At 70.6% G+C, this 20,429-nt stretch carries 20 protein-coding genes and 1 tRNA gene; 11 read left to right on the top strand and 10 right to left on the bottom strand.

Translation table 11 applies throughout. The annotated features are described in order from the left end of the window. Window positions 1–59: 59 nt before the first annotated feature. From RUR_RS25750 to RUR_RS25715, 8 genes are all read left to right on the top strand, one after another. Complete coding sequence (locus RUR_RS25750; protein WP_283137762.1) at window positions 60–716, top strand: response regulator transcription factor; 657 nt, start codon at window positions 60–62, stop codon at window positions 714–716. After that, the gene (locus tag RUR_RS25745) at window positions 713–1,888 is read left to right on the top strand and encodes a sensor histidine kinase (RefSeq protein ID WP_283137761.1); all 1,176 of its coding nucleotides are present in this window, start codon (window positions 713–715) and stop codon (window positions 1,886–1,888) included. Before RUR_RS25750 ends, RUR_RS25745 begins: the two co-directional genes overlap by 4 nt. Window positions 1,889–2,057: 169 nt before the next feature. Beyond that, window positions 2,058–2,131 (top strand) — tRNA-Arg (locus RUR_RS25740). Between the two features lie 362 nt (window positions 2,132–2,493). After that, a complete protein-coding gene (locus RUR_RS25735) occupies window positions 2,494–3,594 on the top strand; it encodes a TetR/AcrR family transcriptional regulator (protein WP_283137760.1) in 1,101 nt (366 codons plus the stop codon). Then, window positions 3,591–4,202 (top strand): transcriptional regulator, encoded by a 612-nt coding sequence (locus tag RUR_RS25730; protein ID WP_283137759.1) that lies wholly within the window; start codon window positions 3,591–3,593, stop codon window positions 4,200–4,202. Before RUR_RS25735 ends, RUR_RS25730 begins: the two co-directional genes overlap by 4 nt. Continuing rightward, window positions 4,199–5,806 (top strand): pyruvate, phosphate dikinase, encoded by a 1,608-nt coding sequence (locus tag RUR_RS25725; protein ID WP_283137758.1) that lies wholly within the window; start codon window positions 4,199–4,201, stop codon window positions 5,804–5,806. The genes RUR_RS25730 and RUR_RS25725 overlap by 4 nt, the downstream gene beginning before the upstream one ends. 149 nt (window positions 5,807–5,955) lie before the next feature. Further along, entirely contained in the window at window positions 5,956–6,543 is a 588-nt protein-coding gene (locus tag RUR_RS25720; protein WP_283137757.1) for a histidine phosphatase family protein, read from the top strand. 304 nt (window positions 6,544–6,847) lie between these two features. Then, window positions 6,848–8,116 carry an ATP-binding protein gene (locus RUR_RS25715; protein ID WP_283137756.1) on the top strand — a complete coding sequence of 423 codons (1,269 nt, stop codon included), beginning with the start codon at window positions 6,848–6,850 and terminating at the stop codon, window positions 8,114–8,116. Window positions 8,117–8,179: 63 nt separating this feature from the next. On the opposite strand, the gene RUR_RS25710 is transcribed toward RUR_RS25715, so the two are convergent. The 3 genes from RUR_RS25710 to RUR_RS25700 all read right to left on the bottom strand — a co-directional run bounded on the left by RUR_RS25710 (window position 8,180) and on the right by RUR_RS25700 (window position 11,200). Beyond that, window positions 8,180–9,070: a hypothetical protein gene (locus RUR_RS25710; protein WP_283137755.1), complete on the bottom strand. Its 891-nt coding sequence runs from the start codon at window positions 9,068–9,070 to the stop codon at window positions 8,180–8,182. 159 nt (window positions 9,071–9,229) lie between these two features. Continuing rightward, window positions 9,230–10,450, bottom strand: coding sequence for a cytochrome P450 family protein (locus RUR_RS25705; RefSeq protein ID WP_283137754.1), 1,221 nt, complete (start codon window positions 10,448–10,450; stop codon window positions 9,230–9,232). 42 nt (window positions 10,451–10,492) lie between these two features. Further along, the gene (locus tag RUR_RS25700; protein WP_283137753.1) at window positions 10,493–11,200 is read right to left on the bottom strand and encodes a GNAT family N-acetyltransferase; all 708 of its coding nucleotides are present in this window, start codon (window positions 11,198–11,200) and stop codon (window positions 10,493–10,495) included. 304 nt (window positions 11,201–11,504) lie between these two features. Here RUR_RS25700 and RUR_RS25695 point away from each other — a divergent pair, with 304 nt between their 5' ends. Beyond that, window positions 11,505–12,050 (top strand): Pycsar system effector family protein, encoded by a 546-nt coding sequence (locus RUR_RS25695; protein ID WP_283137752.1) that lies wholly within the window; start codon window positions 11,505–11,507, stop codon window positions 12,048–12,050. A 40-nt stretch (window positions 12,051–12,090) separates the two neighbouring features. Here the strand turns inward: RUR_RS25695 and RUR_RS25690 are convergent, their stop codons facing one another. Together RUR_RS25690 and RUR_RS25685 are read right to left on the bottom strand one after the other, a co-directional pair. Next, complete coding sequence (locus RUR_RS25690; protein WP_283137751.1) at window positions 12,091–12,723, bottom strand: hypothetical protein; 633 nt, start codon at window positions 12,721–12,723, stop codon at window positions 12,091–12,093. Between the two features lie 41 nt (window positions 12,724–12,764). Next, the gene (locus RUR_RS25685; RefSeq protein ID WP_283137750.1) at window positions 12,765–13,541 is read right to left on the bottom strand and encodes a Crp/Fnr family transcriptional regulator; all 777 of its coding nucleotides are present in this window, start codon (window positions 13,539–13,541) and stop codon (window positions 12,765–12,767) included. A gap of 497 nt (window positions 13,542–14,038) precedes the next feature. Between RUR_RS25685 and RUR_RS25680 the strand changes: the two genes are divergently transcribed. Continuing rightward, entirely contained in the window at window positions 14,039–14,875 is an 837-nt protein-coding gene (locus RUR_RS25680) for a D-alanine--D-alanine ligase family protein (protein WP_283137749.1), read from the top strand. Window positions 14,876–14,946: 71 nt separating this feature from the next. Here the strand turns inward: RUR_RS25680 and RUR_RS25675 are convergent, their stop codons facing one another. Continuing rightward, window positions 14,947–15,933, bottom strand: a complete 987-nt coding sequence (locus RUR_RS25675) for a malate dehydrogenase (RefSeq protein WP_283137748.1) — start codon at window positions 15,931–15,933, stop codon at window positions 14,947–14,949. 403 nt (window positions 15,934–16,336) lie between these two features. Here RUR_RS25675 and RUR_RS25670 point away from each other — a divergent pair, with 403 nt between their 5' ends. Next, complete coding sequence (locus RUR_RS25670) at window positions 16,337–16,897, top strand: MarR family winged helix-turn-helix transcriptional regulator (RefSeq protein WP_283137747.1); 561 nt, start codon at window positions 16,337–16,339, stop codon at window positions 16,895–16,897. Between the two features lie 116 nt (window positions 16,898–17,013). Here the strand turns inward: RUR_RS25670 and RUR_RS25665 are convergent, their stop codons facing one another. The 4 genes from RUR_RS25665 to RUR_RS25650 are packed head-to-tail and all read right to left on the bottom strand — an operon-like array spanning window position 17,014 to window position 20,416. Continuing rightward, window positions 17,014–17,679, bottom strand: coding sequence for an ABC transporter ATP-binding protein (locus RUR_RS25665; protein WP_283137746.1), 666 nt, complete (start codon window positions 17,677–17,679; stop codon window positions 17,014–17,016). Further along, entirely contained in the window at window positions 17,672–18,628 is a 957-nt protein-coding gene (locus RUR_RS25660) for an ABC transporter ATP-binding protein (protein WP_283137745.1), read from the bottom strand. Before RUR_RS25660 ends, RUR_RS25665 begins: the two co-directional genes overlap by 8 nt. Further along, window positions 18,625–19,467: an ABC transporter permease gene (locus RUR_RS25655; protein WP_283137744.1), complete on the bottom strand. Its 843-nt coding sequence runs from the start codon at window positions 19,465–19,467 to the stop codon at window positions 18,625–18,627. Before RUR_RS25655 ends, RUR_RS25660 begins: the two co-directional genes overlap by 4 nt. Further along, a complete protein-coding gene (locus tag RUR_RS25650) occupies window positions 19,460–20,416 on the bottom strand; it encodes an ABC transporter permease (RefSeq protein ID WP_283137743.1) in 957 nt (318 codons plus the stop codon). Before RUR_RS25650 ends, RUR_RS25655 begins: the two co-directional genes overlap by 8 nt. Between the last annotated feature and the right edge of the window lie 13 nt (window positions 20,417–20,429).

Genomic DNA, 20,429 nt, shown 5'->3' with positions numbered 1-20,429 from the left:
GCGTTATGCCGCTCCCGGCATTCTGGCCACGGCGCGCCCCGGGGGAGCAAGGAGACACAGTGCGCATACTCATCGCCGAGGACGAGCGGATGCTCGCCGACTCCATCGCGGAGGGGCTGCGCGCCGAGGCACTCGCCGTGGACGTCGCCTACGACGGCGCCGAGGCGGTGGACCGCCTCACCGTGCACGACTACGACGTGCTCATCCTCGACCGGGACCTGCCCAAGGTGCACGGCGACGACGTCTGCCGGACGGTGACCGAGCGCGGCGCCCTGGTCCGCGTCCTCATGCTCACCGCCGCCTCCGACGTCCGCTCCCGGGTGGCCGGCCTCTCCCTCGGCGCCGACGACTACCTGCCCAAGCCGTTCGCGTTCGAGGAACTCCTGGCCCGGGTGCACGCCCTCGGCCGCCGGGTCAGGCCCGCCGACCCGCCGATCCTGCAGCGGGGGGACGTCCGGCTGGACTGGGCGCACCGGCAGGCCTTCCGCGGCAACCGCTACATCCCGCTCGCCCGCAAGGAATTCGGGGTGCTCGCCGAGCTGCTGCGCGCCCGCGGCTCGGTCGTCTCCGCCGAGGACCTGCTGGAGAAGGTGTGGGACGAGCACATCGACCCGTTCACCAACACCGTACGGACCACCATGATGAAACTCCGTCGCAAACTCGGCGACCCACCGGTCATCGAGACCGTGCCCGGCGCGGGGTACCGCATCCCGTGAAGCGGAAGCCCGTCACCGTGCGCACGCGGTTCGCCCTCGCCTGCGGCGCCGTCTTCCTGCTCCTCGGCACCCTGGTGCTCGCCGGCGTGTACGTCGTCGTCTGGCGGAGCCTCGAACCCCGCAGCGGCCTCGGCAATCCCCGGTACGTCGTCGGCAACGGCGAGTGGGGACCGGAACAGCTATGGCGGGACCACCCGACCTACCGCGTGGCCGTCGACCGGGCCGCCACAGTCCGCGAGATCTACCAGCAGGACACTCTGAAGAACGTGCGCAACGTCGGAGCCCTCATCGTCCTGCTCGGCGCCGCGGGGGCGGTGGGCGCCGGATGGCGGGCGGCGAACCGGGCGCTCGACCCCGTGCGGAAGGTGACCGAGACCGCCGGTCGGGTCGCGCAGAGCCACGACTTCACCGAGCGGATCGCCTACCAGGGCTCCGACGAGGAGGTGAAGCGGTTCGCCGACACCTTCGACACCATGCTGGGACGGCTCGCCAAGGCCTTCGACGGCCAGCGGCGGTTCGTCGCCAACGCCTCACACGAGCTGCGCACCCCGCTCACCATCAACCGCACGCTGGTCGACGTGGCGGTACGGCGTCCCGACGCGACCGAGGACGTCAAACGGCTCGGCGAGTCCCTGCTCATCGTGAACGCCCGGCACGAACGGCTGATCGACGGCCTGCTGGCCCTGGCCGAAGGCGAGCGGGCGATCCTGAACCGGCAGCCGTTCGACCTCACCGACGTGGTCGAGCACGCCCTGGACCAGGTGTCCGGGCAGGCCGAGGAGACCGCGGTGACCATCCACCGGCTGCTCGACCCGGCACCCACCGCGGGAGACCCGGTGCTGCTCGAACGGCTGGTGCAGAACCTGGTGGAGAACGGGATCAGGCACAACCACGAGCAGGGCGAGCTCTGGGTGAACACCCGGCAGCGGGCCGACCGGATCGAGCTCGTCGTGGCGAACACCGGGCTCCCCGTGCCGGCGTACGAGATCGAGACGATCTTCCAGCCGTTCCGGCGCCTGCACGGCGACCGGCTCCGCTCCGACCGCGGCAGCGGCCTTGGCCTGTCCATCGTCCGGGTCGTCGCCGAAGCCCACGGCGGCACCGTCACCGCCAGGCCACGCGAGGAGGGCGGCCTCACCGTCACCGTGGAACTCCCCCTCGAACGCCTGTGACACCGGCACGCCCGTATCCGGTACGGGCTGCGCCCACGACACCGCCGCCCGGTAGCCTGAAGACGGTCCGGCGCCGTACCCGCGGAATATTCCGCCGCTGTCTCGGCGGCAGGCGGTTATGCTAGCCTCGCGTCGGATCAGCGACTGCGCCGGCCGCACCCCGATCCAGGCGCCCTTAGCTCAGCCGGATAGAGCAGTGGACTTCTAATCCACCGGTCGGGGGTTCGAATCCCTCAGGGCGCGCCCAGTGGTCGAATTTCGAGTATGCGACACGCGAATCGCGCGTGTCGCATGTTCGACGGACCGGTGAACGAGCCGCGCTCCTTTGCCCAAGTTCCAGCCCGTACGTGCGCCGAGTCGAGCAGCATGCCGTACCGCCGCCGGGAGTTCCGCCGACACTCACCGGCCCGGACGCACACCCACGCCAGACGGGCAGCACGATCGGCTGGACCGGCCGAACTTCTCACCCTGATCTTCTGGGTCAAACGCGTATCGCCCATCTTCCCTGCGCGACACCCCCTCTGTAGGCGACAACATTATCCAGATGACATAATCATCTGGATTCTTGGAGCATTCCACTTGAGTCGTGGAGGGAAGGGGTGGTGATGGTTCGACTGACGCGTGCGCAGCAGCAGGCACGCACCCGCGCAACGGTGCTGGCGGCGGCGAGACAGGAGTTCGTCGAGTACGGCTACGCCCTGGCGAAGGTCGACCGGATCGCCGAGCGGGCGGAGCTGACCCGGGGAGCGGTGTACTCGAACTTCCCGAGCAAGCGGGCGCTGTATCTGGCGGTCCTCGTTGAGATGGTGGAGAACGTCGACACGGTCGCGCCCGCGGCATCGCCGGGGACGGCGGCCGACGCGCTCGACGCGTTCGCTCGAACGTGGCTGGAACGGCTGCCGCTGGCCGGCGACACCGCCACCGGGGGCCGCCTGCAACTGCGCTCCCTGGCAGGCGTCGTCGACGACGACGCCGGGCGCACCGCGCTGGCGCAGATCGCCTGCCTGGAGGCCCTGCTGCTCGCCCTCGGGCTGGAGTCCTGCGCACCGGAGGACACCGCGCCGCGGCGCGTGCGGCTGGCCGGGCTCGTCCAGACACTGCTCGCCGGTTCGGGCTTTCTGGCCGAGACGGCACCGGGCTTCGGCGACCCCTTCGACCTGACCCGCGCCTGCCGGCACTTGGCGGCCCTCGACCTCGCCGACACCTGGGCACCGGCCCATCTGCCCTACGTCGAGCCCGCCGAGCCATGTCGCCAGGCCTGGGTCCCGCCCACGGGGTTGGCGAACCAGATCACCGGCGACTCGGTCGACCTCGGCGCCGACGGCCTGGTGACGGTGCTGGGGGCTCGCCGCCTGGCCGCAAGCGAGGAGGCGGTCCGCTCCGCCCGACCCGGTGAACAGGTCACGGTGGTCGCCGTCACCGACGACCCCGCCGAGACCGGCAATCTCGTGCGGCTCAGAGTCGGCGACCTCACCGCCTCCCTGCGGCGCGTGTTCCCTCCCGAGGCCTGGCGGCACGTGCGGCTGGTCATCGACGACGACGCCGCGGTGGCGTCGGCCGCCGGCCTGACCGGCGTCGGCGATGAGACGGAAGCCGCCGTACGCGTCCAGGGCGGTGTGATCGTCGCCCGGGCCCGCGGGCGAGGCGCCGCCTACGCGGCCGCCGACACCGAGATCGGCACAAAGTCACGGAAAGCCACGACATGACCCGGCCCAACCCTTCCCTCCTGGTCCTCCACTCCCTGCGCTGCTGCGGCCATGTCGGCGTCGCCCGCGTGGCCAAGGCCACGGGACTGACCGAGTCCGCGGCCGAGTCCACGCTGATCGACCTCGCGGTCGACGGTCTTGTCACGTATCTGGGCCGCGGGTTCGACGTGTGGGGCCTGACGGACGCCGGCCGCGCCGCGGACGCCGAGCGGATCGCCGACGAGCTGGAATCGGCCGGCGCCCGCACCGCGGTGACCGCGGGGTTCCGGCGCTTTCTCCTGCTCAACCCGGAGCTGCTCGACCTCTGCGCGGCCTGGCAACTGCGGTCCGTCGACGGTGTCATGACCGCCAACGACCACGGCGACCCCTCCTACGACGCCCGTGTGCTCGGCCGGTTCGCCGACTTGGACCGGCGGGCCGCACCCGTCTGCGCCGAGCTGGCCGCGGCGCTGCCTCGCTTCGGCCGATATCGGACCCGCCTCGCCGACGCCCTCGATCGTGCCGCCTCCGGCGCGTTGGCGTACGTGACCGACGACGTCGCGTCCTACCACACGGTGTGGGCCGAGCTTCACGAAGACCTGCTCGTCACGCTCGGGATCCCCCGATGAGGTGGATTCGGCCGATCCGCGCGCGGACCGAGGAGAGCGCGGAGACCCTGGGGGCCAAGGCGCACGGCCTCGTGGTGCTGCACCGCCTTGGGCTGCCGGTGCCCGCCGGGTTCGTCGTCACCGTCGAGGCCTGCCGGGCGTTCCTGCGTACGGGGCGTCTTCCCGACGGACTCGGCGGAGAACTCGCGACCGCCCTGGGTGACCTGGAGGCCGCGACCGGACGCCGGTTGGGCGGGGCGAGGGCGCCGCTTGCCCTGTCGGTCCGCTCCGGGGCGAGTGTGTCGATGCCCGGCATGATGAACACCATCCTGAACCTCGGTCTCACGGCCGAAGCGTCCGCCGGATTGGCGGCCGAGACCGGCGATCCGCGGTTCGCGCTGAACTCACGACTGCGGTTCCTGTCGACCTTCGCCTCAGCGATCATCGGCACCGACGTCGAACCCGGTGAAGCCCTTGAGCGAAAGCCCCGCGACGACGAAGCACGGCTGATCGGCGCGATCGAAGCGGTCGAGGACCTCCTCCGGCGACACGGCCGGACGATCCCGGAGGACGCGGGCCGGCAGCTGGAGCTGGCGGTCGAGACGGTCTTCTCGTCATGGGACACGCCGCGGGCGCACACCTACCGCGAACTGCACGACATCCCCCACGATCTCGGCACGGCCGCCATCGTGCAGACGATGGTGTACGGGAACCGCGACGACCGCAGCGGCACCGGAGTCGCCTTCAGCCGTGACCCAGGCACCGGGGAGGACGTCCCGTTCGGTGATGTGCTGTTCGGACGCCAGGGCGACGACGTCGTCTCAGGCAGATCGACGACCCGGCCCCTGCGTGAACTCGCCGACCGGGAACCGGCCGTGTGGACCGCCCTGATCGACGCCCTGAGCCGGGTCGAGGGGCATTACCGCGATGCCTGCTACGTCGAGTTCACCTTCCAGACGGGCGAGCTGTGGCTGCTGCAGGCCCGGCCCGGCCGGTTCACCGGAGCCGCCGCCGTACGCCTCGCGACCGACCTCGCCGACGAGCGCGTGATCACACGACACGAAGCGCTGCTGAGGATCTCGCCCCGGCACCTTCACCACGTCCGGACACCCCGCATCGCGGCATCCGCGCAGGCCGACATCCTGGCCCGGGGCGTCGGGGCCTGTCCCGGCGTCGCCGTCGGCAGGATCGCGACCACGACCGACGCCGCGGTGCGCATGGCCGTCGACGGCCCGGTCGTCCTGGTGCGTCCGGAGACCTCCCCGCACGACATGCGCGGCCTGGCCGCCGCCGCGGGAATCGTCACCGCGCGCGGCGGGCCGGCCAGCCACGCCGCGGTCGTCGCCCGGGCGATGGGAAAGCCCGCCGTCGTCGGCGTCACCGGTCTCACCGTCGACGTCGCCTCGGTGGGAGCGGGCGGGCGCACCGTCGGCGAGGGCACCCTGGTCACCATCGACGGGACCAGCGGTGAGGTCGCCCTCGGCAGCCCCGCCGTCACCACGGACACGGCCGACGCCCACCTGCGCCGGCTACTCGCCTGGGCGGACGCGGTGTCGGGTGACCACTCCGAACGCGATGAGGCCCGGCGCCTCAACGCCGCCCATGCCGTACTCCGGCCTGGCTAGCCCGCTCGTCCCCGGTCCCGTCGGTACCGCTCGGCGGCCGGTGACGGGCCGTCGGGACCGCAAGGTCGCCGGATGAGGTTGTCCGGCGGAAATCAGAATGTCAGCATCCGGATAAGGCAGACGTCCGGCTTTGCAGAAAGGGAGCGGTGATGGCGACCCGGCACCTGTACGTCGTGAGGCACGGCGAGGCGAGCCCGTTCGGGGAGTTGACCGAGGTGGGACGGCGGCAGTCGGAACTGGTGGCGGATCGTCTCGCCTCCCTGCCGATCGACGCGGTATGGCATTCGCCACTTCCCCGGGCGGTCCGGTGTGCCCAGATCATCGGCGAGCGCCTCGCGGGTGTTCCCGTCCGGGAAGCGGCCGAACTGATCGACCACGTCCCGCACGTGCCGGATGAGATACCCCCGGCGTGGGCGGGGTTCTTCGACGGGTACGACGCCGCCGAAGCGGCCGCGGGCGCGAGGCTCGCGGACGCACTGATCGACCGGTTCGCGCGCTCCGCCGAAACCGAGACCCACGAGGTCCTGGTCACCCACGCCTATCAGGTGGGCTGGCTGGTGCGGCACGCCCTCGACGCGCCGTCGGCGCGGTGGTTCGGGTTGGGCGGCGGAAACACGGCGCTGACGGCGATCAACTTTTACGACGGCAGGGAGCCGTCGCTGCTGCTGTACAACGACATGGGCCACCTCCCGCCCGACCTGCGCTGGACGGGGTTCGGACCGCGCGTGCTCCCCTGAACGCAGACACAGCCGAAGCCCCGCAAAAACCTCGGCTCCGGAGTTGTCACCCCAGCCAGGCCATCTTGTGGCCTGGCTTTCTTACTTCTTTCTCCATCCCATGGCAGATCCTCCGATTCCTCACCCTCCTCGTCCCTCCGCCGACGACCAGACATCCGGCAACCCAGCGACCAAACGTCCACCACACCACCGACCAAACGTCCAGCAACCCAGCGACCAAACGTCCACCACACCACCGACCAAACGTCCAGCAACCCAGCGACCAAACGTCCACTGATCACAATGGCCATGGCATGCTAAGTACATGTCACCACGGTCGAAACCCCAGATGAACCGCATGCTGCCCCGGCGGATCACAGCCGCTGTCGAAGCCGCCTTGGCCGACACCCGGGTGGTCCTGGTGAACGGTGCACGACAGGCCGGTAAGAGCACTCTGGTACGTGCAATCGCCTCCGGCATGGGGGCCGAGTGGCGCAACCTCGACCGAGCCGTCACCCGTAACGCCGCGGAGCTTGATCCCACCGAGTTCGTCGCCGGGCCGGGACCACTGGTCATCGATGAGATCCAGCGGGTGCCCTCCCTCATGCTCGCCATCAAGGAAGTGGTGGACACCGATCCCCTGCCTGGCCGTTTTCTCCTCACCGGATCTTCCCGGGTGCTCGGGCTGCGTGGGCTCCCGGATACCCTTCCCGGCCGCATGGAGACCATCGAGCTTTGGCCGTTCTCGCAGGGGGAGATCGACGGCACTCCCGATTCCTTCATCGACGCCGTCTTCGCCCATGGCCATCGCCTCCGCCATGAATCCACCGAGCCCCGGGCCGGATACGCAACGAGGATCGTGCGCGGCGGGTTCCCCGAGGCGGTCACCCGGGCGGATCCACGTCGCCGTGAGAAGTTCCTGGATTCCTATGTCGCGGATCTTGTCAACCGGGATGTCGTCCAGCTCTCGGAGATCGAGCGCGGTGCCGAGATGCGGGCCCTGATCCGGCTGATCGCGGCCCGGTCCGGCGGCCTTCTGGTACCTGGCGCCCTGAGCAACCAACTTGGGCTTGCCCGGAACACCGTGACCCGCTATCTCAGCCTCCTAGAGGAGGTTTTCCTGATCAAACGTATCCCCGCGTGGTCCAGGAACCTGAATTCCCGCGCGGTGGGGACCGTCAAGGTCTCGATGGTCGACTCGGGTATCGCCGCCAACCTGCTCGACATCGACGAGGGCACACTGCTGCGACCGGACGGACCTTTCGGTCCGCTACTGGAGGGGTTTGTGCTCATGGAGTTGGCCCGTCAACTGGAGTGGTCTGACCATCGCGCGGAGCTCTACCACTACCGAACCAAGGACGGGGTGGAAGTCGACGCGGTGCTGGAGGATCGCCGAGGACAGGTGATCGCGATAGAGGTCAAGGCCGCCTCAACCGTGCATGAGAGTGACCTGCGTGGATTACGCCATCTCGCCGACCGCGTCGGTGACGACCTCCTTGCGGGAATCGTCCTCTACACCGGTACCCAAACCCTCCCCTTCGGGCCGCGCATGCTCGCGATGCCGGTGAGTGCGTTGTGGGAGGCGGGGCCGTGAGGGGTGGGCGGCGCCGGAGCCGGCCGCGGTGCGAACGGCCGGCTCCGGCGGCCGGGGTGGAGGTCAGGTGCTGTCGTCGTCCACCATGTCCGCGTCCCCGTTGTTGTCTTCCGTGGTGTTGAGCGCGTCCTTCTTGTTGTTGTAGATTTTGTCGGCTTCTTCCTCGAGTGCTTCCCTGAACAGGCGGACCTGGCTGAGGCGCAGTTCGTAGTCCGTCCAGCTGGGGAGCTCGCTCTCGGCGATGTCCCGGGAGTCCTCGGGGATCCGCCGTTCGTACTCGTCCAGGTCGTACTCCTCGGTCCCCCTGCCCCGCTCCGCGTAGTCCTCCTGGTAGAGCTCGGTCAGCCGGTTGGTGAGGTCGTTGACGACGGATCGCCTGACCGGGGCGAAGACGGCGGCCTGGCCGATCTCCTTGGCGCCGGTGAAGGAGCTGTAGACGGTGATCTGGAGGTCGTCCCGTTGCCCGTACGGCTCGAACCCCTTCTCCCCCACGTCCCACTTGCGCAGGCGCTGAAGGTTCTCGACCTCCTGGAGCTCGGTCTTGCAGCCCTTGGCCACCCGTCTCATGCTCCAGTAGACGTCCGGGCAGGCGGGTCGCTCGGTGTAGACCCAGTCGACCACGTACTGCTGCGGGAACACCTGCCTGTCGATGAGTTTCTGGAGGCCACCGGTCCCGTCGTGGATGAAGACCGATTCCGAGTGGCTGGCGTTGATCCTCACCTGATGCTCGACGTAGTGCCCGACCGTGATGTAGATCCCGGATCCGGTGCTGGCGGTCGTGAACGACAGGGGATCACCCGCCGGAACCTGACCGGTCAGGGACGGACGGCGGACCAAGTGGAACGTCGCGACGTTCCGCTGTTTGGTGATCTCCTCGCTCGTCCGCTTCTCCCAGGCGTCACGGGAGTATCGGCAGGAGCCGTAGTCCAATTCCGATAGAGGTACTTCACGCATAAACGACCCCCTCTGCGGATCCGCGTGATCGGTTGGCGGGAAAACGCGATACGGAACCGCATCAGAACGTTATGTCGCGAGCTGCCACCCGTCGATACCCCTATTAATAATGACAAGCACCTTCTTGATATCTGACATGACGAAGTTATGGAAATATCCTCATATTTTCTCGGGGCCAAAATCCACCGGAAGCGCCTGCACGCCGCGAATTGTCAAGCTCCGGCGCCAGAGCAGCTCGGAGCGGGGTACGGCCAAGGCGAGGCCGGGCAACCGGCCGATCAACGCGCCCAGCGCGATCCGGCCCTCCATGCGGGCGAGCGCCGCACCGGAGCAGTAGTGCGCCCCGTGTCCGAAGGCCAGGTGCGCGGAGGCGTCCTCCCGGCCGACATCGAACCGGTCGGGGTCGGCGAAGCGGTCGCCGTCCCGGTCCGCGGCGGCGAGGGAGACCAGGACGGGCGTCCCCGGGGCGAGCAGGGTGCCGCCGACCTCCACCGGCTCGACGGGGAACCGCCAGGTGGCCGTCTCGACCGGCCCGTCGTAGCGGAGGATCTCCTCGACCGCGCCGCCGATCGACTCCGGCTCGGCCCGGAGCCGGGCGAGCTGCCCGGGGTGGTCCAGGAGGGCGAGCACCCCGTTGCCCACCAGGTGAACGGTCGTCTCGTATCCGGCCACCAGCAGGAGGAACACCGCGGCGAGCAACTCCTGCTCGGACAGGCCGTCCGCGCCGCCGGAGCTCCCGGCGAGCACGCTCACCACGTCCTCGCCCGGCGAGCGCCGCTTGGCGGCGACGAGCGCGGAGATGCAGCCGAGCAGGTTGCGCAGCGCCTCCGGACGGCGGCTCTCCCGGCCCGCCCGGGAGAGGACCACATCGTCGGACCAGCGCTGGAAGTCGGCCCGGTCCGCGGCGGGAATGCCGAGGATCTCACTGATCACGGTGGCCTGCAGCGGTACGGCGAACTCGGCGATGAGATCGGCGTGCCCGCGCGCGGCGAAACCGCCGATCAGCGTGTCCACGGTGTTCTCGACCAGCGGCCGCAGGGCCTCGACCCGGCGGCGGGTGAAGAACGAGGAGGTCAGCGTACGCAACCGGGTGTGCTCGGGCGGGTCGACGGTGAGCAGGTGGGTGCCTAGGCCGGAGCGGTCCTCCAGCGGACGCCCGCGCCCGGCCTCCCGCCAGTCCGCCGGGGCGAGCCGGGGGTCCTTGCCGAACCGGGGGTCGGCAAGGACGGATCTCGCGTCCTCGTACCGGGTGACGAGCCGGGCGTACAGCCCGTCGGCTAAGGTCACCGGGCATACGGGGTCGGACTTCCGGAGTGCGGCGTAGGCCGGGTAGGGGTCCGCGTTGAACCCGGGGTCGACGGACTCGAACTCCTGAATCATCGGTACTCCCCAATCAGGCCGGTGAACGGACCCGGCGTCGGATCACGCGTAGTACACGATCAGATAGTCGGTGATCGGCCGGTAGCCGAGCTTCTGATAGATCGAGTTGGACGTCGGGTTGGCGAGGTCGGTGAAGAGCAGCACCCGATCGGCCCCCGCCGCCTGCGCGGCCTCGGTCACCGCCCAGGTGGCCGCGGAGCCGTACCCTCTCCTCCGGTGGGCCGGAGGTGTGTAGACCGGTCCGATCCGGGACATCCCCTCGATCGGTGTGGAGAATCCCGCCATCGTCACCGGTTCTTCGTCGACCTCCCAGAACACGAGTTCCCGCCGCCCGATTCTGGACCTGACGTAGTCCTTGTGGTCCGCGTCCGCGTTCTCCGGCTCGGCCTCCGCCATGAACGCGGCGAACCAGTCCACCGCCAGGTCCTCCTCCGCCGGGCCGAGTGCCCGTGCGGCGCCTCGCGGCGAAGGCGGCGTCGGGCTCTCCAGGTGGTAGAGCCGATGGGTGATCCGGGTGGACTCGGGCCGGTCCCAAGCCGCGTGGAAGGCGAGCACCGACTCCATCGGGCCGTTGACGCCGGGCGGCTCCCGGTGACCGCGCAGCACCGAGGCGAGTTCGCCGGCGGAGTCCGCCGGGATGTTCCCCAGGACCAGCGGAAAGGGCGGCGTGCGCAGGACGACCCCGTGCACCTCGCCGTCGCGGGTGTACCAGCCGAGCGTCACGTCGTCCCGCCGGGGCTCGTGCCGCATCCGGGCCAGGATGGTCAGCGGAACCGTGTTCCGAATCAGGTCCGCGCGGAGCCACTCTTCAGCGGACGCCGGAAAATCACTCAGATTCGCAGTAAAAGTCCATGACATATCACGAATTATGACAATACACCCAGAAGGCTCGGCAACCGGTTTCCTGCCCCGCTCCTGTCAAGTTCCCCGGATCCATGACGCAGAGAATCCGTCAAATGATGACATTCCCCTGAGACATAGGACACGCACTCAGGCGGTAGTTCTCCATGTTCACACCGCGCCCCACGAGATTCACTCATTCTCGGAGGTAGAGATGACCGCGGAGAAGACACCCACGAATCCCCACCGGACCGACCCGGAATTGTCCCCGGGAGAGGAGCTGCATGTCGCGCTGGCGACGCTCTCCTCGTTTCAGAGTGCCACCTCTCAGGCGGACGGCAAGGTCGGGACCATCGTCGTGGCCCACGCCGGGCTCACCGCGCTGATGGCCACCCAGATCGGGGAGATCCGCCCGGTACTCGGCTCGGCCGCCTTTCCGGTGCTCGTGCCGCTGGTGGCGACGCTCGCGACCTTCCTCGTCGCGCTCGCGATCTGCTGGTGGTACCTCATCCAGGCCATCCGGCCGCGGACCGTCCCCCTGCCGGGTGCCAACCGGTTCTCCTTCCCGAGCCGCCCCCGCCCGGACGCCCCGGCCGCCGCGACGGGGGCGCGGGAGCAGTGCGCGCAGGTGTGGGAGGTGGTGGGCGTCCTCGCCGAGATCGCGGTGGCGAAGCACCGATACGTCGCCGCGGCGATCGGCTGGAGCGCGGTGATGCTGATCTCCGCGGTCGGCTGGCTGGCGATCGCCGCCCTGGCCTGATCCGCGGGGGTACGGGACGCGCCGCGCGCCGTACCCCCGCTCAGGTCACGAGCCGCCCGTCCGGGCTTTCGCCCCTGCGCGGCGCCGGCACGGCGTCGCCGCGAACGCCTTGCACGTGGATCCAGGCCCGGCGGGTGCACCCGTCCTCCCGGACGTCGACCGCGCGGAAGGAGCAGCGCCGCAGCCCATGGCGCTCATGCTCGATCACGTCGTCGAACAGCTGCTCGGAGAGGATCGCGGCGAGATCGGCGTCGGGGTGCCGGATCAGCTCGCGTCGAAGCTCGGCGCAGGAGCAGAGCCGCCGTACGGTGTCCACGGCCCGGCCGACGAAGCCGACCTCGCCGATCCGGGTGAGCCCCTGGTGGAAGGCGAGCCGGAGCCGGATCCGCCCGGAGGCGCCGGCGTGCCGGTTGTGCCGCCACAGGACGGCCCGCAGCTCGCCGAGGAGGTCGCCGATGACCTTCGCCTCGTCGACCCCGGGCGGCAGCAGCAGGAGCAGTCCGCCGCCCGCCTCCGCGTCCTGCTGCATGCAGAGCCGGTCGAGTCCGGTGGCCGAGCTCGCCCGGGCCACCAGATGCGGCAGCGAATGCCCGGAACCGAGCGGGTCCGGCCCCCCGTCGTCGACGTCCACGGCGACGCACAGTCGGCGAACGGAGGCGGAAGCGTCGGTCATCTGGCTCTCCCTGGGACCCTGCGACGCCCGGAGGCGGATGGTCAGATCCGCCCAGTGTCCGTCCCCGGCGCCCCCGGAACCTCGTAATCCCACGAGTTTGGCGACATTCCCGCCTGCAGGCGTAACGTCGCCATGTCCCGGATGACGATCCGGCGGTACCCGGTCTCGACGACTCCGCCGCGCCGCAGCTGGGTCAACGCCTTGTGGATGGTGGGGTCGGCCGCGCCGACCAGGGCGGCGAGCTCGGGCTGGGTGAGCGAGACGCCGATCACCACCCCCTCCTCGCCGGCCTCCCCGTAGTTCCTGGCCAGTTCGAGCAGGACTCTGGCCAGCCGGGTCGAGGTGGCTCGGCTGCCGAACTCGGCCCGCCTGCGGGTCGCGTGGCGGAGCTTGCCGGCGACGCTCCGGTTGACCGCGAGCGAGGCCGCGGGATGCCGGGTCAGAAAGTCGACGAAGACCTCCTGGGACATGCGGCGGACCACGCAGGGCCCGGCCGCGGTGACCGTGGCGACCCGGGGCTCCCCGTCGAGCCCGGCCAGTTCGCCGACGAGGTCGCCGCCCATCCTGATCGCGAGCAGCGCGAGTTTGCCGTCCTCGGTGGTGGAGGTCACCTTGACGCACGCCTCGATGAGGAGGAACACGTGGGTGGAGCGCTCGCCCTCCATGAGCAGGATCTCCCCGGTGGCGTACTGCTGGAGGCTGCCGAGGCGGAGCAGTTCGTCCCTGGTCCGCTCCTCCAGGGTTCCCAGCAGGCTGCTTTTCGGCCAGCCGCCGACTTTGCGCAGAACGTCGTTTCCTGTCGCGGTCCTCCGTGCCATCTCCCACCCTCCCGGGATGAGCCCCGCCCCTTTGCACACCCTGTGGCACCCTGTGCCGCCAAACACCCCTGTGTCCTCTAATGCGACATGAGAGATTTGATGCACAATTTTCATTACTTATTCGCAGCACGTGAGACGCGTGGACCCGCGCCTGGGTTGGCAAGACCCGAAGCGGGGATTCGCCGCCTGTGCCGGGACCCGGCACGGCTCGGCGAACCGGTTCGGATTGCGATGCGGTACGGCCTGAGGCGTTCTCCACCCGGTTCGATCCGGCGTATCCCAACAACCCCACCAATTGCCTGAGCAACATCTCTTATTCGAAATATCAGACCTCTTAGTAATTGCGGCGTCTGATACGTTGACGCGCGGGCAGAGAGGAGCGGGGAGACGCCTTGAACGGGATCGTGCTCATCCATGGAGGCTGGGGCCATACGCGTTCGGTGTCCCTCAGGTCATCGCATCACGTCGCGGTGGCGCTTCGGCATCGCGGCCACGAAGTGACGGAAATCACCGCGGACGCGCAATGGCCCGATCTGGACGGAGCCGATCTGGTGATCCCGCTGGTCTACGGGGTCGAGGGCGAGCAGGGTTCGATCACCGCGGTCCTGGAGGGGCTCGGGGTGCCCTATCTCGGCTCGGACTCGGCGACGTGCGCCCTCATCGCGCACAAGCCCGGAGCCAAGCGCATGCTCGACCGCGCCGGGGTCGCGACGCCCGAGTTCGTCTCCGTCGACGCCGAGGCGATCCGCCACTACGAGGGGATGAACGCGCTCCGGTCCGGGGCGGAACGGATCGGCTACCCGGTCGTGGTCAAGCCGGCGCGGCAGTGCCAGGGCGTGGGGGTGCACCTGGTCGAGACGCCCGAGGAGCTTCCCGCCGCCGTCATGGCGGCCTTCGCCCACGGAGGCGAGGTCCTGGTGGAGGAGTACGTCGAAGGCGTCGAACTCAGCGTCTGCCTGGTGGGGCGGGGGCTGCGCCCCCTCATCCCGGTGGAGATCCGATCGGCCGGCCGGTTGTGCGACATCCACGTGCGCATGAGCGAGAACGGGGTCAAGTACATCGCGCCCCCGGACCTGACCTCGCCGGAGCTGGCCGTGGTGACCAAGGCGGCCATGGACGCCGGCCGGGTCCTCGGGGTGCGCGACCTGGCCAGGGTCGATCTCATCCTCGGCCCCGACGGCCCGCAGGTGCTCGACGTCACCCCTTGCCCCGGGCTGTCCGACCGCTCGGTGGCGGCCACGGCCGCGACCGCCCAGGGGCAGTCCTACGAGGATCTGATCGAACGTATCGTCGGCGACGCCGGTCGCCGCGTCCCCCGGGAACGTTCCCGCTGACGCCCGGCGGGCGCCGCCGGCCCCCCGTGGGGGACGGCCGGGCCGCCCCCCGCGGGCGTCGGATGCCGACGTCAGATCAGGCCGAGACCGCGGACGGCGTCGCGCTCCTCGACCAGCTCCCGGACCGAGGCGTCGATCCGCTCCCGGGAGAAGGCGTCGATGTCCAGGCCCTGGACGATCTCGTAGCGACCGCCGGCGGAGACCACGGGGAAGGACGAGATGAGCCCCTCGGGGACCCCGTAGGAGCCGTCGGAGACCACGGCGGCGGAGGTCCAGTCGCCTTCGGCCGTACCGTTCACCCAGTCGTGGACGTGGTCGACCGCCGCGTTCGCCGCGGAGGCGGCCGAGGAGGCCCCCCGAGCCTCGATGATGGCGGCGCCCCGCTTGGCCACGGTGGGGATGAAGGTCTCGCGGAGCCACTCGCCGTCCACCTGCTCGGCGGCGATCTTGCCGTTGACCTCGGTGTGGAAGAGGTCGGGGTACTGGGTCGCCGAGTGGTTGCCCCAGATGGTCATCCGCTTGATCGCGGTGACCGGGACGCCGAGCTTGGCGGAGAGCTGGGAGAGCGCCCGGTTGTGGTCCAGGCGGGTCATCGCGGTGAACCGCTCCGCGGGGACGTCCGGGGCGTGGGCCTGGGCGATCAGCGCGTTGGTGTTCGCCGGGTTGCCGACCACCAGGACCCGGATGTCGTCGGCGGCGACCGCGTTGATCGCCTCGCCCTGCGGCTTGAAGATGCCGCCGTTGGCCTGGAGCAGGTCACCGCGCTCCATGCCCTTGGTCCGGGGCCGGGCGCCGACCAGGAGGGCGACGTTCGCCCCGTCGAACGCGACCCGCGGGTCGTCGCTGATGTCGATGCCGGCCAGGAGCGGGAACGCGCAGTCGTCGAGCTCCATCGCCGTCCCCTCCGCGGCCTTGACCGCCTGGGGGATCTCCAGCAGGCGCAGCCGGACCGGCGTGTCCGGCCCGAGCAGCTGGCCCGAGGCGATCCGGAAGAGCAGGGCGTAGCCGATCTGGCCGGCGGCGCCGGTAACGGTGACGTTGACGGGAGCCTGTGGCATGACGTTCCTCTACTGATGGGGAAAGAGTGATACGCGGATGTTACCGGCCGCCTCCCCGGCCTCCGGCGGCGCGTTCCCGCGAGTCTTCGGTACGGCGTCCGCGAGCTGCACAGAGGGCTCCTGAAAGGGAGGATCCACCGTATTTCGCACACGCCGGCATGTCATGTCGGTGACCCCCAAACGGCATCACTACGACATGCCAAGGTCGTGGCGCCGACATCCGTACACGAACCGATGATCGATATAGCGGGTCATTTGGCACCCGCGGACCGCCAGTGCATAACCAATCAATTTCGGACGCAGTATTCTAGATCAACCAGGCTAGATATAACCCGATAGTTCGAAATAAGAAGTATTTGAGTGGAAGGTTTTCGGCTCGCGGCCGCGGGCCGGGAAGGGTGAGATGACGACCACCAAGGGCTCCATTCCGACGCTGGACCCGATCGAGGAGATCCGGCGACAGTGGGGCGACGCCGGGCTCGAGGCGCGGGACGCGATCGCCGCCGCGATCTCCGTGGTACGCGCCCAGCAGCTAATCCAAGAACGGATCGACGCGGCGCTCGCGCCGCACAACCTGACGATGCCCCGCTTCGAGGCGCTCATGGTGCTCATGCTCGCGCCGGGCGGCTCGTTACCCCTGGGAAAACTCAGCGAGATGCTCATGGTGCATCCGGCCACGGTGACCAACACCGTGGACCGGCTGGAGACCAGAGGCCTGGTCCGCCGGGTCGGCCACCCGGCGGACCGGCGGACCAAACTCGCCCAGCTCACCGAGACCGGCCGCCGGGTCACCCAGCAGGCGATCAGGGCCGTGGCCCAGACGAACGCCGGGATGGCCGAACTGTCGCAGATCGAATGCATCCAGATCGCCCGGCTCATCCGCCGGCTCCGGCTGACCGCCGGAGACCTGCCGGGCCGGGAGGACTCCACACCGCCGAGCCCACCGCTCTGGCACTCCGGCTGAGTCGCGGATCCGTCCGTCCTCTCCCGGGTCGGCGAGGGACGCCGGGAGGGACGGACGTCGGCAAGGCGTGGCGGCGAGGCCGGCTCCTCCCCGGGGCCGGCCTCGCCGCGCGGAGATCACGGCAGGGTACGGACCTCGTCGCACCAGCGGGCCAGCAGCGCCTCGTCGTGGCTGATCGCCAGCAGCCCGGCCCCGGTCCGGGCCCGGTACTCCTCGACCGCCGCCACCAGGAAGGCCTGGGTGGAGGCGTCGAGCATGGAGGTCATCTCATCGCAGACCAGGTACCGCGGCTCCAGGGCGAGCGCCCTGGCCACGCACGCCCGCTGCAGCTGCCCGTCGGAGACCTCGTGCGGCCTGCGACCGAGCAGGTCGGCGGTGAGCCCGGTCCGTTCGGCGAGGGACGCGGCCGCGTGCGCCGCCTCCTTGCGGCCCGCCCGCCCGGACGCGAGCAACGGCTCGGCGACGATCTCGGCGAGCGTCAGCCGCGGGTCGACCGCGGCCCTGGGCTGCTGGAAGATCAACGCGATCGCGGTACGGGCCTCGCGGGGCGCCCGGTACCGCCATCCGGTGACCGGCCTCCCGTCCAGCCGGACCGAGCCCGCGGACGGCTTGAGCAGCAGCGCCAGCACCCGGGCCAGCGTGGACTTGCCGCAGCCGCTCGGCCCGGCCAGGCCGACCGCCGCGCCGTGCTCGATCCGGAACGACACCGAATCCAGCACCGCGGCCCGCCGGTCGAAGGCGACCGTGACCCCGGCCGCCTCCAGCGCACAGGTGTCAGGCATCCCGGCCCTCCAACGGGTGGTGACAGGCGGCGAGCCGGTCCCGGCCGGCGGGCCGCGGCTCGGGCCTGCTCCGGCAGGCGGCGTCCGCCCCGCCGCAGCGGGGACCGAACGCGCACCCGTCGGGGAGCGCGGTGAGCTCGGGCGCGAACCCGGGGATCGGGGTGAACTCGCGGGTCGGCTGGGCCCGAAGCAGCCCGTCGGCGTAGGGGTGGCGGGGACCGGCGAAGAAGTCGCCGGCGGGGGCCGTCTCGACGATCCGCCCGGCGTACATGACCGCGATGTCGTCGGCGACGAGCTCGGCGGCCCGGAGGTCATGGGTGATCAGCAGCACGGCCCGCCCTTCGTCGCAGAACCGGCGGAGCTCGGCCATGGTCGCCTCGATCAAGGGCCGGTCCAGGCCGGTCGTGGGCTCGTCGGCGAGGACGATCGGCGGGTCCCCGGCCAGGGCCAGCGCGTTGGCGACCCGCTGCGCCGTACCGCCGGAGAGCTCGTGCGGGTACCGGTCCAGGTCGGCGGGGTCCAGCCCGGCCCGGGCCGCGAGGGAGTCCGCGCGGGTGCGGAGCCGCGCCGCGGAGCCCCCCGCGCCGGTCAGCTCCTTCAGGGTCTCCTGCAGCTGGGAGCGGGCGGTCCGCACCGGGGTCAGGTGCGTGGCCGGGCTCTGCGGGATCAGCCCGATCCGCCGCCCGCGCACCCGGCGGGCGAGGACGGGCTCGGGGGCGCCGATGAGCTGGAGTTCCCCGTCGAGCCAGGCCTCCCCCTCGACGCGGGCGTTGGCGGGGAGCAGCCCAAGCAGGGCGTGCGCCATGACGGACTTGCCGCAGCCGGACTCGCCGACCACCGCCAGGCACCGGCCCGGGGTCAGGGTGAGGCCGACGTCGGCGACCGCGTGCACGACGGCCCGGCGCAGCAGGAAGCGGACGGTGAGCCCGCGGACGAGGAGGCCGTTCACAGGGTCAGCTCCGATCTGCGGCGCGGGCTGAGGCGATCGCGCAGGCGGCGGGCGACCACCGAGATCGCGAGCGTGGGGACGAAGATGAACAGCCCGGGGAAGACGCTGGACCACCAATGCCCGGTGAGCAGCGAGCGCTGCCCGTCGCTGATCATGTTGCCGAGGGAGGCGAGGTGGGGCGGCAGCCCGAGCCCGAGGAAGCTCAGCGCGGTCTCGTGCCAGATGGCGTGCGGGATCAGGAGCACCGAGGCGAGCATGATCTGGGGCAGCAGATGGGGCAGGTAGTGCCGGAACACGATCCGCGCCCGGCCGGCCCCGCCGCCGATCGCCGCCTCGACGAAGGTACGGGAGCGCAGGCTGAGCACCTCGGACCGGACGATCCGCGCGGTGGTCAGCCAGTGGGTGACCCCGACGGAGACCACGACCGCGACCACGCCGGGGGCGAAGAGCGCCACGACGAAGATCCCCGCCAGCAGGTGGGGCAGGGCCTGGACCCCGTCGGCCACCCGCATGAGCAGGCGGTCGGCGAGCCCGCCGAGGCTGCCCGCGAGCAGCCCGACCGCGGTGCCCAGGATGACCCCGGTGACCGCGGCGGCCAGTCCGATGAGCGCCGACACCCGCAGGCCGTACAGGCTGCGCAGCAGAACGTCCCGCCCGAGTTCGTCGGTGCCGAAGGGATGGGCGAAGGACGGCGGCAGACCGGCCGCGGACAGGTCGACCAGCCGCTGGTCGACCTGCGCGATCGGCGGGACGACCAGGACCGCCACGGCGAGTATCGCCAGGACGGCGAGCGCGACCCGGTGTCCGTACGGCCTGCGGGTGCCAGCGACCTCACGCATCGGCCACCGTCCGGGGGTCGGCGAGGACGTGGCAGACGTCGGCCACGAGGTTCCCCAGCAGCACGGCGAGGGTGCCGAGGAGGGTGACCGCGGCGAGCAGCGGGAAGTCCACCGCCAAGGCCGCCTCGACCGAGACCGAGGCGACGCCGGGCCAGGAGAACACGGTCTCGACCAGGATCGCCCCGGTGACGAGCTCGGGCATACGCACTCCGATCAGGGTGATGTACGGCAGCAGCGCGGAGCGCAGCGCGTGCCGGACGAGCACCGTCCGCTCGCGGAGTCCACGGGCCCGGGCGCCGACGACGAAGTCCTCGCGCAGCACGCCGAGCACCGACTCCCTGGCGAACAGGACGAGCCAGGAGGACTGGGAGACGGCCAGGACGAGGCAGGGCAGCACGAGATGGTGGGCCACGTCCCCCGGGGTGATCGAGGTCGCGGCCGGGTCGGTGAGCCCGCCCGCCGGAAACCAGCCCAGCCGCACGGCGAAGACCGAGATGACGATGAGGGCGAACCAGAAGACGGGCGCCGCCTCGTTGGCGAGGGCGCCGCCGCTGATCGCGCGGTCCAGCCAGGAGTTCTCCCGCCAGGCGGCGAGCGTGCCCACGACCAGTCCGGCCACCAGCATCAGCACCAGGGCCAGGCCCACCATCAGCAGGGTCCAGCCGAGCCGCTCACCGATGATCTCGGCCACCGGCCGGTGCAGCGAGCGGGAGTCCCCCAGTTCGCCCCGGAGCAGATTGCCCAGCCAGGTGAGGTACTGCTCCAGGACCGGCCGGTCCAGGCCCCAGTTCCGCCGGATCTGCTCGACCACCTCGCTTGAGGTCAGCGAGGCGCGGTCCCCCAGGTACTGGCGGACCGGGTCGAACGGGGAGACCTTCGCCAGGGCGAACATCACCGCCGTGACGATCAGCAGGAGGGGTACGGCGAACAGGAGCCGCCACGCGACCATGCGCCCGATGGCG

Origin of the sequence: Rhizohabitans arisaemae (assembly GCF_025996515.1) — a bacterium.
GTDB lineage: Bacteria > Actinomycetota > Actinomycetes > Streptosporangiales > Streptosporangiaceae > Rhizohabitans > Rhizohabitans arisaemae.
Note: the sequence above shows the minus strand (reverse complement) of the source record. Positions and strands in the feature narration are given on the sequence as shown.

Coding starts and splice junctions, on each gene's coding strand:
- RUR_RS25650 (WP_283137743.1), bottom strand. CDS start 20,416: ATGGTCGCGTGGCGGCTCCTGTTCGCCGTACCCCTCCTGCTGATCGTC.
- RUR_RS25735 (WP_283137760.1), top strand. CDS start 2,494: ATGGTTCGACTGACGCGTGCGCAGCAGCAGGCACGCACCCGCGCAACG.
- RUR_RS25685 (WP_283137750.1), bottom strand. CDS start 13,541: ATGGCACGGAGGACCGCGACAGGAAACGACGTTCTGCGCAAAGTCGGC.
- RUR_RS25700 (WP_283137753.1), bottom strand. CDS start 11,200: ATGCGGCACGAGCCCCGGCGGGACGACGTGACGCTCGGCTGGTACACC.
- RUR_RS25655 (WP_283137744.1), bottom strand. CDS start 19,467: ATGCGTGAGGTCGCTGGCACCCGCAGGCCGTACGGACACCGGGTCGCG.
- RUR_RS25665 (WP_283137746.1), bottom strand. CDS start 17,679: ATGCCTGACACCTGTGCGCTGGAGGCGGCCGGGGTCACGGTCGCCTTC.
- RUR_RS25730 (WP_283137759.1), top strand. CDS start 3,591: ATGACCCGGCCCAACCCTTCCCTCCTGGTCCTCCACTCCCTGCGCTGC.
- RUR_RS25710 (WP_283137755.1), bottom strand. CDS start 9,070: ATGCGTGAAGTACCTCTATCGGAATTGGACTACGGCTCCTGCCGATAC.
- RUR_RS25670 (WP_283137747.1), top strand. CDS start 16,337: ATGACGACCACCAAGGGCTCCATTCCGACGCTGGACCCGATCGAGGAG.
- RUR_RS25690 (WP_283137751.1), bottom strand. CDS start 12,723: ATGACCGACGCTTCCGCCTCCGTTCGCCGACTGTGCGTCGCCGTGGAC.
- RUR_RS25715 (WP_283137756.1), top strand. CDS start 6,848: ATGTCACCACGGTCGAAACCCCAGATGAACCGCATGCTGCCCCGGCGG.
- RUR_RS25695 (WP_283137752.1), top strand. CDS start 11,505: ATGACCGCGGAGAAGACACCCACGAATCCCCACCGGACCGACCCGGAA.
- RUR_RS25705 (WP_283137754.1), bottom strand. CDS start 10,450: ATGATTCAGGAGTTCGAGTCCGTCGACCCCGGGTTCAACGCGGACCCC.
- RUR_RS25720 (WP_283137757.1), top strand. CDS start 5,956: ATGGCGACCCGGCACCTGTACGTCGTGAGGCACGGCGAGGCGAGCCCG.
- RUR_RS25675 (WP_283137748.1), bottom strand. CDS start 15,933: ATGCCACAGGCTCCCGTCAACGTCACCGTTACCGGCGCCGCCGGCCAG.
- RUR_RS25725 (WP_283137758.1), top strand. CDS start 4,199: ATGAGGTGGATTCGGCCGATCCGCGCGCGGACCGAGGAGAGCGCGGAG.